This window comes from Pseudonocardia alaniniphila (genome assembly GCF_022524485.1).
In the GTDB taxonomy this organism is placed as follows: Bacteria; Actinomycetota; Actinomycetes; order Mycobacteriales; family Pseudonocardiaceae; genus Pseudonocardia; species Pseudonocardia alaniniphila.
This window is the reverse complement of sequence record NZ_JAKXMK010000007.1, coordinates 200,036-212,514: the sequence shown is the minus strand read 5'-3', so window position 1 is coordinate 212,514 and position 12,479 is coordinate 200,036. Positions and strand designations below refer to the sequence as shown.

The 12,479-nt window shown below is 70.2% G+C and carries 10 protein-coding genes; 4 read left to right on the top strand and 6 right to left on the bottom strand.

Annotated features, from left to right (window positions below; all coding sequences use genetic code 11):
- Positions 1-303: 303 nt before the first annotated feature.
- Both meaB and MMF94_RS09405 read right to left on the bottom strand, forming a co-directional pair.
- Complete coding sequence (gene meaB / locus MMF94_RS09410; RefSeq protein ID WP_241035924.1) at positions 304-1,305, bottom strand: methylmalonyl Co-A mutase-associated GTPase MeaB; 1,002 nt, start codon at positions 1,303-1,305, stop codon at positions 304-306.
- 10 nt (positions 1,306-1,315) lie between these two features.
- Complete coding sequence (locus MMF94_RS09405) at positions 1,316-2,506, bottom strand: acetyl-CoA C-acetyltransferase (protein WP_241035923.1); 1,191 nt, start codon at positions 2,504-2,506, stop codon at positions 1,316-1,318.
- 138 nt (positions 2,507-2,644) lie between these two features.
- On the opposite strand from MMF94_RS09405, the gene mce reads away from it, so the two are divergent.
- The 3 genes from mce to MMF94_RS09390 all read left to right on the top strand — a co-directional run bounded on the left by mce (position 2,645) and on the right by MMF94_RS09390 (position 6,189).
- Positions 2,645-3,082: a methylmalonyl-CoA epimerase gene (mce, locus tag MMF94_RS09400; protein WP_241035922.1), complete on the top strand. Its 438-nt coding sequence runs from the start codon at positions 2,645-2,647 to the stop codon at positions 3,080-3,082.
- 106 nt (positions 3,083-3,188) lie between these two features.
- The gene (gene ccrA, locus MMF94_RS09395) at positions 3,189-4,520 is read left to right on the top strand and encodes a crotonyl-CoA carboxylase/reductase (protein WP_241035921.1); all 1,332 of its coding nucleotides are present in this window, start codon (positions 3,189-3,191) and stop codon (positions 4,518-4,520) included.
- Between the two features lie 91 nt (positions 4,521-4,611).
- A complete protein-coding gene (locus MMF94_RS09390; RefSeq protein WP_241035920.1) occupies positions 4,612-6,189 on the top strand; it encodes a coiled-coil domain-containing protein in 1,578 nt (525 codons plus the stop codon).
- 24 nt (positions 6,190-6,213) lie between these two features.
- On the opposite strand, the gene MMF94_RS09385 is transcribed toward MMF94_RS09390, so the two are convergent.
- From MMF94_RS09385 to MMF94_RS09370, 3 genes are all read right to left on the bottom strand, one after another.
- Entirely contained in the window at positions 6,214-6,435 is a 222-nt protein-coding gene (locus tag MMF94_RS09385) for a hypothetical protein (RefSeq protein WP_241035919.1), read from the bottom strand.
- Positions 6,436-7,227: 792 nt separating this feature from the next.
- On the bottom strand, positions 7,228-9,012 hold the full coding sequence (locus MMF94_RS09375; protein WP_241035918.1) for a 3-hydroxyacyl-CoA dehydrogenase family protein: 1,785 nt from the start codon (positions 9,010-9,012) through the stop codon (positions 7,228-7,230).
- A 92-nt stretch (positions 9,013-9,104) separates the two neighbouring features.
- Positions 9,105-10,604, bottom strand: a complete 1,500-nt coding sequence (locus tag MMF94_RS09370; RefSeq protein WP_241035917.1) for an aldehyde dehydrogenase family protein — start codon at positions 10,602-10,604, stop codon at positions 9,105-9,107.
- 255 nt (positions 10,605-10,859) lie between these two features.
- On the opposite strand from MMF94_RS09370, the gene MMF94_RS09365 reads away from it, so the two are divergent.
- Complete coding sequence (locus MMF94_RS09365) at positions 10,860-11,735, top strand: hypothetical protein (RefSeq protein WP_241035916.1); 876 nt, start codon at positions 10,860-10,862, stop codon at positions 11,733-11,735.
- 39 nt (positions 11,736-11,774) lie between these two features.
- On the opposite strand, the gene nucS is transcribed toward MMF94_RS09365, so the two are convergent.
- A complete protein-coding gene (gene nucS, locus MMF94_RS09360) occupies positions 11,775-12,434 on the bottom strand; it encodes an endonuclease NucS (RefSeq protein ID WP_241035915.1) in 660 nt (219 codons plus the stop codon).
- Positions 12,435-12,479: the final 45 nt, after the last annotated feature.

The window sequence follows — 12,479 nt, the reverse complement described above, 5'->3', positions numbered from 1 at the left end:
GCAGCTACCACCCTCACACCGCCCACCAGCCACCACCGCCACCAAGATCACCAGTCCGGGACGCCCAGCCGCACCCCACACGGCCACCGCGCCCCAATCGATGATCACGCGGCGACACGCCGGTCCGCAGGGAGGCCAGCCCGCCACCAGCTACCGGCCCCCACCCGCCTGCCGGCCACGGGCCCCATCATGATCACCACCTGGGGACGCACAGCCGCACCCAGCACAGCCACCGCGCCCCGAACGATGATCACGTCACCCGCGACGGGGAACCGTCTCGCGGCGCCCGCCCCGAAACGTCGATCACGCCTGCGGCCCGCTCGCCCCGGCCGACCCCGCGCGGCCGGTCAGTTGGTCGGCGGCGCGGTAGGGGTCGAGGTCGCCGGCCAGCACCTGTCGGGCCAGCTCGCGGAGCCCGTGCACACCGCGCAGGTCGCCGATGCGGGATCGGACCTGCTCTAGGGTGATGGCCTGGATCTCCGACTCGGCCCGGGCGATCCGCCTGCGCTCACGCTCGCCCGCCTCGTCGAGCCAGTGCCGGTGGGCGTCGAGTGCCGCGACCAGGTCGTCCACGCCTTCGCCGCGAGCGGCCACGGTGCGGACCACCGGGCGGGTCCAACCGCCCTCGGCCGGACGATCTCCGAGGGAGAGCATGTGCCGCAGGTCGCGGATCGCCTGGTCGGCGCCGTCGCGGTCGGCCTTGTTGACGACGAAGACATCGGCCACCTCGAGGATCCCGGCCTTGGCTGCCTGAATGCCGTCGCCCGCGCCGGGAGCCAGCAGCACCACCGTCGTGTCGGCGAGGGACACGACCTCCACCTCGGACTGTCCCACTCCGACGGTCTCCACCAGCACCACGTCGCAGCCGGCCGCGTCGAGCACGCGCAGGGCTTGGGGGGTGGCCCATGCCAAGCCGCCGAGGTGGCCGCGGGTGGCCATCGAGCGGATGAAGACGCCGTCGTCGGTGGCGTGCTCCCCCATCCGCACCCGGTCGCCGAGCAGCGCACCGCCGGAGAAGGGTGAGGTCGGGTCGACGGCGAGGACGCCTACCCGGCGGCCCTGCTCTCGCAGCGCACGTACCAGCACCGACGTCGACGTCGACTTGCCGACTCCGGGAGGTCCGGTCAGGCCCACCACGTGGGCCCTGCCGCTGTACGGGGCGAGCGCGGCGGCCACTTCCCGCAGTTGCCCGCCACCGGACGTCGCGACTCCGTCCTCCACCAGGGAGATCAGCCGCGCGACGGCCAGGTGTTCGCCGCGCCGGGCCCGATCGACCAGATCGGCGACCGCCGCCCGGCGTGCCATGCCGGTGGGGTCAGCTCGCCGCCGGCACGCGGACGATCAGGGCGTCGCCCTGGCCACCGCCGCCGCAGAGCGCAGCCACGCCGGTGCCGCCACCGCGGCGCTTGAGCTCGAGCGCGAGGTGCAGCGCGAGGCGGGCGCCCGACATGCCGATCGGATGGCCGAGCGCGATGGCGCCGCCGTTGACGTTGACCTTCTCCGGGTCGATGCCGAGCTTCCGTGTGGACACGATGCCTACCGCCGCGAACGCCTCGTTGATCTCGACGAGGTCGATGTCTGCGACGTCGATGCCCTCCTTCGCGCACGCGGCGGCGATGGCGTTGGCGGGCTGCTCGTGCAGGCTGGCGTCCGGTCCGGCGACCATGCCGTGGGCACCGATCTCCGCGATCCAGGCGAGCCCGAGCTCCTCCGCCTTGGCCTTGCTCATGACGACCACGGCGGCCGCGCCGTCGGAGATCGGGGACGACGAGCCCGCGGTGATGCTGCCGTCGGAGGAGAAGGCAGGGCGCAGCTTGCCGAGGGCCTCGGCGGTGGTGTCGCCGCGGATGCCCTCGTCGGTGTCGATGACCACCGGGTCACCCTTGCGCTGCGGCACCGCGACGGGGGTGATCTCCTCGGCGAACGTCCCGTTCACCGAGGCCTTGGCGGCGAGCTGGTGGGAGCGGGCGGCGAACTCGTCCTGCTCCTCGCGCGTCAGCTCGTAGCGGGAGTTGAACTTCTCGGTGGACGCACCCATCGCGACCTGGTCGAACGCGCAGAACAGCCCGTCGTGAGCCATGTGGTCGAGCATCGTGACGTCGCCGTACTTGAACCCGGAACGGGACTTCGGCAGCAGGTGCGGAGCCTGCGTCATCGACTCCTGACCGCCCGCCACCACGATGTCGAACTCGCCCGCGCGGATGAGCTGGTCGGCGAGGGCGATGGCGTCGAGCCCGGACAGGCACACCTTGTTGATGGTGAGCGCCGGGACATCCATCGGGATGCCTGCGCCGGCCGCGGCTTGGCGGGCCGGGATCTGACCGGCGCCGGCCGTGAGGACCTGCCCCATGATCACGTACTGAACCTGCTCGGGGGCGACACCGGCGCGTTCGAGGGCCGCCTTGATCGCGAACGAGCCGAGCTGGGCCCCGCTGAAGTCCTTCAGACCGCCCAGCAACTTCCCCATGGGGGTGCGGGCACCTGCGACGATCACGGATCCGGACACGACTACCTCCAGCAGCTCCGACGGCGCGGGGCAACGATACCCGCGCTACCACCGATGATCCTGGTCTGCGACGGCCCCCGATGGTGACTCACCGCACAAACCGCACGTCACGACCCCGCCGGGTTACATTCCCAACCCATGGGAGAGCACACGGTCGTCGCAGTGGACCACGTCGGGATCGCGGTAGCGGACCTGGACGCGGCCATCGCCTGGTACGCCGACACCTTCGGGCTGGTCGCCACGCACGTCGAGACCAACGAGGAGCAGGGGGTGCGCGAGGCCATGCTGTCCGCCCCCGGGGACGCAGGGGCCGCGGTGCAGCTCCTCGCCCCGCTGCGTCCGGACTCGGCGATCGGCAAGTTCCTCGATCGCAGCGGCCCGGGCATCCAGCAGATGGCCTACCGCGTGGCGGACATCGACGCCACGTGCGCGGCCCTGCGCGAGAAGGGCATCCGCCTGCTCTACGACGAGCCGCGCCGGGGCACGGCCGACTCGCGGATCAACTTCGTACACCCGAAGGACGCAGGGGGCGTGCTCGTCGAGCTGGTGGAACCGGCGGCGGACGCCACCCACTGAGTGGAAGTGGCGCTGGTCACTCCCGTCGATCACCTGCTACGGCTACCATACTGCGCAGTAACTTTTGGGATACCACCCGGCGCGACTCGAGCCACCGGAGGCAGCCGTGCAGGAGATCCTCGACGCGATCCTCGCCGAGCAGTTCGACACCCTCGGCCACCTCGAGGTGCCCGAGTCCTACCGCGGCATCACGGTGCACGCCGACGAGACCGAGATGTTCGCCGACATCCCGACGCGCGAGAAGGACCCACGCAAGAGCCTGCACCTGGACGAGGTGCCGACTCCGGAGCCGGGCCCTGGCGAGGTGCTCGTGGCGGTGATGGCCAGCGCCATCAACTACAACACCGTCTGGACGTCGATCTTCGAGCCGATGCCGACGTTCGGCTTCCTGCAGCGCTACGGGCGGCTCTCGCCGCTCACCAAGCGCCACGACCTGCCCTATCACGTGGTGGGCTCCGACCTGGCGGGCGTGGTGCTGCGCGCAGGCGACGGCGTCAACCTGTGGAAGGCAGGCGACCGGGTGGTGGCGCACTGCCTCTCGGTGGAGCTGGAGAGCCCTGACGGGCACGACGACACGATGATGGACCCCCAGCAGCGCATCTGGGGCTTCGAGACGAACTTCGGCGGGCTGGCGGAGCTGGCGCTGGTCAAGTCCAACCAGCTCCTCCCGAAGCCAGGCCACCTCACGTGGGAGGAGGCGGCGAGTCCCGGCCTGGTCAACTCCACCGCCTACCGGCAGCTCGTCTCCCGCAACGGGGCCGACATGAAGCAGGGCGACACCGTCCTGATCTGGGGAGCGTCGGGCGGCCTCGGCTCGTACGCCACGCAGTTCACCCTGAACGGGGGCGGGATCCCGGTCTGCGTTGTCTCGTCCCCGGAGAAGGCCGCGATCTGCCGGAGGATGGGCGCGGAGCTGATCATCGACCGCAGCGCGGAGGCGTACCGGTTCTGGAAGGACGAGCACACCCAGGACCCCGCGGAGTGGAAGCGGTTCGGCGCGAAGATCCGTGAGCTGACCGGCGGCGACGACCCGGACATCGTCTTCGAGCACCCCGGGCGCGAGACGTTCGGGGCGAGCGTCTACGTCGCCCGCCGCGGCGGCACGATCGTCACCTGCGCGTCCACCTCCGGGTACGAGCACACCTTCGACAACCGGTACCTGTGGATGAACCTCAAGCGGATCATCGGCTCACACTTCGCCAACTACCGCGAGTCGTTCGAAGCTAACCGATTGATCGACAAAGGGCTCATTCACCCCACGCTCTCGAAGGTGTACCCCCTCGCCGAAACCGGCCAGGCTGCGCTGGACGTCCACACCAACAGTCATCAGGGCAAGGTCGGAGTGCTGGCGCTCGCCCCGTCCGAAGGGCTCGGGGTGACCGACCAGGAGAAGCGAGCGAAACACCTCGACGCGATCAATCGCTTCCGCGGGGTGTGATCTCCGCACCATTCGCCCGGTGGAGTGAGGCGGTTCACCACAATGCCCGCGCATCGCCCCGCCGCGGAACCTCCCCGGTACGGTGACCAACATGCCCGGAGACCCTGTTCCGCCCTCTACCGAAGCCGGCTTCGAGGTCGTCCGCAGGGGTTACGACCAGGGCCAGGTCGACACCCACCTGCGCACTCTTGACGCGCACGTCAGCATCCTCGTGGCGGACCGTAACGCCGCGCTCGAGCAGGCCGGCCAGCTCGCTCGCGAACTCGATGAATCCCGGGTGCGCGCGGAGAAACTGCGGGCGCAGGTGCGCACCCTCGTGAGCCCGGGCCAGAACGTACAGGGCATGAGCGAGCGGATGCGCGCGATGCTCCGACTGGCCCAGGACGAGGTCACCGAGATGCTCAGCGGGGCCGCCAGCGAGGTCACCCGGCGCCTCACGGATTCCGAGGCCCAGGCCAAGCAGATCGTCGCCACCGCGAGGGCCGAGGCGCAGGCGACCCTGGACAGCGCCCGGAGCGAAGCCGAGACGACGCTGACCGCCGCCAGGACCGAGGCCGAAGCGACCCTGGACAGCGCCCGGAGCGAGGCAGAATCAACCCTGCACGCCGCCAGGACCGAAGCCGAGTCCACCCTGACCAACGCTCGGGACGAAGCGCACACGACCCTGAGCAGCGCCCGGAGCGAAGCCGAGGCAACCCTGACCGCAGCCAGGGCCGAATCCGAATCGACGCTGACCGCGGCCAAGTCGGAGTCCGAGTCGACGCTGAGCAGCGCGAGAGCCGAAGCCGAAGCGACGCTGAGCAGCGCCCGGAGCGAAGCCGAATCAACCCTGACCGCCGCCAGGACCGAGTCCGAGTCGACGCTGACCGCGGCCAGAGCCGAATCCGAGTCGACGCTGAGCAGCGCGAGAGTCGAAGCAGAGGCCACGGTCAGCAACGCCAGGGCCAACGCCGAGGCCACCGTGCACGCCGCGAAGGCCGAGGCCGACGCTTCGCTGAGTGCGGCCAGGGCCGAGTCGGAGCGGTTGGCCGCGGAGCTCGCCATCGCCCGCGCCGAGTTCGAGACCGAGCGCAGGACGTCGCTGGAGCAGCTTGCCGCGCACCAGCGCGAGGTGGAGCAGGCGCTCGCCGCCGAACGGGAGGCGGCCGAGCAGGAGCAGGCACGCGCCTGGACCGAGTCGGAGACGCGGCGTAGGACGGCCGAAGAGGACTTCACCCTGGCCCTGGACCAGCGACGCGCAGAGGCGCTCGCCACGATCGCCGCCGAGCGGAGGGAAGCCCACCGCCAGGCCGAGGAGCTGCGCGAGCTGGCCGCGCAACGCTTCCGCGAGGAGGAGATCAGGGCCAAGGAGATGGGCCGCGCCGTCGTCGGAGATGCCGAACAGCGCCTCGAAGAGCTCATCGATCTGCGCAAACGGATCAGCGATCAGCTGAGCGACGCGCGCGTGCTGCTCGACCGCACACTCGAGAGGATGACCGCCACTCCGGAACGAGCCCCCGTCGGACCCGACGGACGCGCGGTGCCCAGCCAGCGTGAGTCCATCGCGGGCCGAGCCATCACCGACGCGGAGGCCGGTCCCGTCGGCGACGCCGGCGATGGGACCGACACCCTGGCGAACGGCCGTCCGCGCCCCCGTCCCCGCCCTCAGGCGGCAGCCGGCCACCGCTGAGCGGCAGGCGCGGGGCCGGAGCCGTCACGGCCACATCCGGTTCATGGGGCACTCGGCGCACCTGGGCTGGTCGAGCATCGACCGGAGGTCCTGCTCCTGGAGCCAGTTCGCATGCCGGGCGGCGGCGATCCTCTTCCAGGCCCCGGAACGGGCCGTGATGTCCCCGCGGCCGATGATCAACGCGATCCCCAGCAGCACGGCGATACCGGCCACCGCCACCATGGTCAACAGTGTTTCGTTGCCCATCACGTGCCCCCTTCTTCCGAGGGGCGGCCCCCGGTGCATGCCCACTGCGGGAGGCGTGGAGGCCGCGTGTTCAGATTGCGGCCGGGATCCTGTTTTCGCAAGATCGTCATCGATTTCTGACACAGATCTACCTGGACAGCTCATCCGCACGTCACAATTCGCTGAGAATCACGTGCCGGAACACCGGAACGGCCTAGCCGACGGGGCCGGTTTCACTGCCGTAGGATCCCTTTGCCAGGGATGAAAACTGTGGCAAAGCAGTCGGATCGAAGCACCGAAGATTGTGCTACAGAATTCCGAGAAGCCCGCGAACCGGATCCGAAGTTCACTCTCCCGGGTGAATTACAATAATAGCAGGAATCCGCGGGATCAGCCGTTCCCCAATTGCCGAACTCCCAGCACACGGGTGCTCGCCCAACACAGCGAAACGTGATCGGCGCGCCTCAAACGGCTGGATCCGAGCACGATCGTCCGAACGGCGCTCAGCGCCACCGCCGCCGGCCCGGGCCACGGCGATCCCGTGCCGACCAGCAGGCCGCGTGCCAGTGCCTGCGTTCCTCCACCGAACCGAACTCCGCTGCCGGCCACGCCACGACATGCGGCGTCCCACCCGGAATCGATTGGTCGCAGCCAGGGCAGCGGTATGTCTTCGCCGACGACGAGCCCGGCACACTGCGCACGAACCATTCACCGTCCGCTGCACTTTCGACACGCGTGTGCGTCGCCGACCGCAGCGGAACGTGATCGGCGCGCCGCGGACGGTTGGATCTGGGCACGGCTGTCGGAACGGTCTCAGCGCGCCGCGTAGTCCCGGAATCCGTGCCCCGTCTTGCGGCCCAGCCTGCCCGCTGTGACCAGGTGCTCGAGCAGTGGGGCCGGTGCGAGGCCGGAGAGGCGGAACTCCTGGTAGAGCGAGCGCTGGATGGCCAGCGAGACGTCGAGCCCCACCACGTCGAGCAACTCGAACGGCCCCATCGGCAGCGCGCAGCCCGTCTTCATTGCCGCGTCGATGTCGTCGGCGGTGGCGTAATGGGCCTCGAGCATCTTCACCGCGTCGTTGAGATACGGGAACAGCAGAGCGTTGACGATGAACCCGGCCCGGTCGCCACAGGACACCGGCACCTTCCCCAACCGCTCGCACAGCACCCGCGCGGAGGCCGCCACCTCGGGGTCGGTGGTGATCGTCGAGACCACCTCGACGAGCTTCATCTGCGGCGCCGGGTTGAAGAAGTGCAGCCCGACGACATCCTGCGGCCTGCTGGTGGCCCCCGCGCACTCCACCACCGGCAGCGACGAGGTGGTGGTGGCGAGGATCGCGCCCGGCTTGCAGATCTCGTCGAGAGCCCCGAACACCGCGCGCTTGACGTCGAGCTCCTCGGCGATGGCCTCCACGACCAGGTCGACGTCGGCGAGGTCCTCCAGGTGGGTGGTGCCGGTGATCCGGGCCAGTGTGGCGTCGCGGTCGTCCTCGGTGATCCGGCCACGCACTACGGCCTTGTCCAGCGACTTGCGGATACCGCCCACGCTGCCGTCCACCTTGGACTGCGAGCGCCCGCGCACGATCACGTCGAACCCGGCCCTGGCGAACACCTCGACGATGCCCGTGGCCATGGTGCCCGTGCCGACCACGCCGACACGTTGCACGTCGCGCACCGCGGTGTCGGGCGCCACCGTGCCGGACGGGGTGAGCGCGTCGGGCACGACCTCCGAGCTGTGCGGCTTGGCGTAGGTGTAGAAGCCGCGGCCGGTCTTGCGGCCCAGCAGGCCTGCGGTGCTCATCTGCCGGAGCACCGGGGCCGGCGCGTGCATCAGGTTGCGCGACTCCCGGTACATCGTGTCGAGGATCTCGTAGCTCGTGTCGACACCGATCAGGTCGAGCAGGGCCAGCGGGCCCATCGGGTAGCCGCAGCCGTACCGCATGGCGGCGTCGAGGTCCTCACGGCTCGCGTAGTGGGCCTCGTACATCCGGGCGGCGTGGTTCAGGTAGCCGAACAGCAGCGCGTTGGCGATGAACCCGGCGCGGTCGCGGATGACGACCGGCACCTTGTCGAGAGTGGCGGCGAACGCCTTCACGTCGTCCACGACGTCGTGCTCGGTGACGACCGTGCGCACCAGCTCCACGAGCTTCTGCACCGGGGCCGGGTTGAAGAAGTGCATCCCGATGACCTTGCCGGGACGCCCGGTGTGCACCGCGAGCTCGGTGATCGAGAGCGACGAGGTGTTGGACGCGAGGATCGCGTCGGGGGGACACACCGCGTCCAGCTCCGCGAACAGGGTGGCCTTGAGATCGACGTGCTCCGGCACCGCTTCGACCACGAGGTCGGCCTCGGCAAGGTCCGCGAGCGACGTGGTGGTGATGATCCGGCCGAGGAGCGCGTCGGCGTCCTCCTGCGTGAGCTTGCCGCGGCCCACGGCCCGTCCGGTGGACGTCTGCAGGTGCTCGCGTCCGCGTTGGACCGCCTCCTCGTCGATCTCGACGGCGATCACGCGGAGGCCGTTGCGCGCGAACACCTCGACGATGCCCGCACCCATCGTGCCCAGACCGACGACGCCGACCGTCCGGAACTCGCGTGCCACCCGTCCACCTCCCGATTCCGAGGACAATTACCGGATCCTCGCACTCCAGAGCCCTGTGCGGGCTCCGCTGTGACCTCACCGACCCCTGCGGGCTACCGGCCGTACCGCAGCCGGACGACCCCCAGGAGCGCCTTCATTCCGCGCGAAGAACGGCGGAAACTCGTGACCGCGATCGGCAGGGGGAACCGCTGGCGCGCGACCGCCTGCGGGCGGGTGAACTCGCGCAGCCCGTCGGCTCCGTGGATGCGGCCGAAGCCGGAGTCGCCCACCCCACCGAACGGCAGGCTCGGCACGCCCGCGAACGAGATCACCCCGTTGATCGCCACCATCCCGCACCGCAGTTGCGTCGCGATCTCCTCGCCGCGGTTCTTCGAGAACACGGTGGCGCCCAGGCCGTAGCCGGTGGCGTTGGCCCGGCGCACGGCCTCGGCCACGTCCGGCACCCGGTTGACGACGAGCAGCGGCCCGAACGTCTCCTCGGTGACGGCGGTGCTGTCCTCGGGGACGTCGACGATCACGACCGGCTCGATGAACTGCTGCTGTACCGACTCGGGCCCGCCGACCATGGCGCGCCCGCCACGGCCGAGCGCGTCCTCCACGTGCCGGCGAACCACGTCGACCTGAGCGGGCGACGTCATCGGCCCGTAGTCGCCCGTCGACCCCGAGCGCAGAGTCCGCGCGGTGCCCACCACCTTCGCGATGAACTCCTCGGCAACCGCGTCGAGCACGTAGACCCGCTCCACGCCCACGCAGGTCTGTCCCGCGTTGGACATGCCACCCCAGACGGCGGCGTCGGCAGCCGCGGCCAGATCGGCGTCGGCGTCGACGATCATCGGATCCTTGCCGCCGCACTCGATGACCACGGGAGTGAGCCTCTCGGCGCATGTGGCCATCACACGCTTGGCGGTGGCGGTGGAACCGGTGAACGAGATCTTGCCGATGCCCGGGGCCCGGCAGAGGGACGCCCCGGTCTCACCGAAGCCCGTGACGACCTGGAACAGCGCGCGCCCGTCCACGATCTCGGCCAGGGAGTCGGCCAGGGCGACCCCGACACCGGGCGTCAGCTCGCTGGGTTTGAAGACAACCGCGTTGCCCGCCGCGAGGGCATAGGCGATGGAGCCCATCGGGGTGAACACCGGGTAGTTCCAGGGGCCGATCACGCCGACCACCCCGATCGGCACGTAGGTCACGCTCGCGGCCTGGTTGCTCATCAGCGCCCCGGGCAGGACCATGCGCCGCCCCAGCACCCTCTCGGCGTGCTTCGCCGCCCAGTCCAGATGGTCGATCGCGAGCACCAGTTCGAGCCGGGCGTCGTCGATCGGCTTGCCCGTCTCCTCGGTGACGACGCGGGCGAGGTCGTCGATGCGACGCACGAGCGCCTTGCGCCACTCACCCAGTCTGCGACGGCGCTCGGGGAAGCCCAGGGACGCCCACCACTGCGCGGCGTCCTCCGCCCGCGCAACGGCAGCCGCCACGGCATCGGCGTCGTGCACGGGATGCGTACCCACCACGTCTCCGGTGCGCGGGTCGAGCGACTCGAACGTGGCCGGAGTGCCGCTGACGCCGGGGAGGGGCGTGTCGGTGGCGGTCATTACTCCAGAGTAGGGGTACGACCGCACGGCGCACAGAGCGCAGCCGGGCGCCACGGAGCATCGGGGCGGTCACGCGATCAACCGCGCACGGGTGACGGACCGTCGCACGGCGAGCCGAGCGTTCCCTCGTGAAAGAGCAGTCGGTACGACACGTCGTCTGCCGAACGGCCCCGCCTAATCAACTCTCTGTAACGTGCTCGATACTCTGAGCGACGGTTGAGTGCCCAACCATTCCGAACAGCCGCGGAGCCCCCGATGCCTCAGCCCTACCCGGCCCAGCAGCGCTACCACCCACCCAGGCAGCACTACCAACCACCCCAGCACTACCACCCGCCTCAGCACCACCGCTCACCCCAGCACCACCACCCACCCCAGCAGCACTACCCGCCCCAGCAGCTTCACTACCGGCCGCGGTACGCCCCGCCGCCGAAGAACGGCCCCGGCCTCGCCGCCGCGATCATCGCCCCCATCGGGATCCTCTTCGGACTCGTCCCGCTCACCGGGTTCATCGCCGTCATCTGCGGCCTCGTCGCCGTCCCCCTCGCCCTCGTCGGCTGGTCCCGCTACCGCTACCGGCGCGCCTCGAACGGCAGGACCACCGTGTTCGGCCTGATCGTCGGCATCGGCGCGCTCGCCCTCGGGGCCTGGGGCGTCACCGTCGTGTTCGGAGCCACCAACCAGCTGTTCGACAGCCTGTCCGGACCGGCACCCATCATCGGAGCATCCGCCAACCAGGTCGGCGGCTCGACCGCGCGGCTCGGGCAGGCGGCCACGTTCGACGACGGCATGAAGGTCCTCGTCGCCACCCCTGTCACGTTCAAGCCGTCGTCCTACGCTGCCGGACACATCCGCGACCGCGCCATCAAGGTCGACATCACCGTCACCAACGGCACCGACAAGCCGATCGACGCCGCGCTCATCACCGTCAACGGCAGGCACGGTGGGCAGCAAGCCACGCAGATCTTCGACGACCAACGCGGTCTCGGCATGCAGCCTGCGGGAACGGTGCTGCCCGGGAAGTCGATCACCTTCCCGGCCGCGTTCTCGATCGGGCAGAACCCTGCCGAGGTACAGATCGAGGTGCGGCCCGTGATCATGGGCGACCCGGCGATCTTCACCGGCACCATCTAGACCGGTCAGCGGTCAGGTGGTCGCGGCAGGGTGGTGGGCTCAGAACAGGCGCAGGTCGGTGCTCTCGACCCCGCGCAGCGCGTCGTAGTCGACCGTGACGCACCGGATTCCGCGGTCCTCGGCGAGCGTGCGCGCCTGTGGCTTGATCTGCTGAGCGGCGAACACACCCGCCACCGGCGCGAGCAGTGGGTCGCGGTTCATCAACTCCAGATACCGCGTGAGCTGCTCGACGCCGTCGATCTCGCCGCGGCGCTTGATCTCGACGGCGACGCTGCGTCCGTCCGCGTCCCGGCAGAGCAGGTCGACCGGACCGATCGCGGTCATGTACTCGCGCCGCACGAGCGTGAAGCCCTCGCCCAGCGTGCCGGGGTGCGCGGCCAGCAACTCCTGCAGGTGCGCCTCGACGCCGTCCTTGACCAGGCCGGGATCGACGCCCAGCTCGTGCTCGGTGTCGTGCAGCACCTCGTCGATGGTGATCACGAGAGACTCGTCGGCCTTGTTGCGCACTGTCCACACGCCGGGCTGTTCCTCGAGCCAGCACGGCGGGCTCATCCAGTTGAGCGGCTTGTAGGCGCGGTCATCGGCGTGGATGCTCACCGACCCGTCCGCCTTGACCAGCAGCAGGCGCGGCGCCATCGGCAGATGCGCGGTGAGCCGACCGACGTAGTCGACCTGGCAGCGGGCGATGACGAGACGCACCCCGGCGACCCTAGTGCGCGCACAAGACGCGGCCCTCGCAGGACC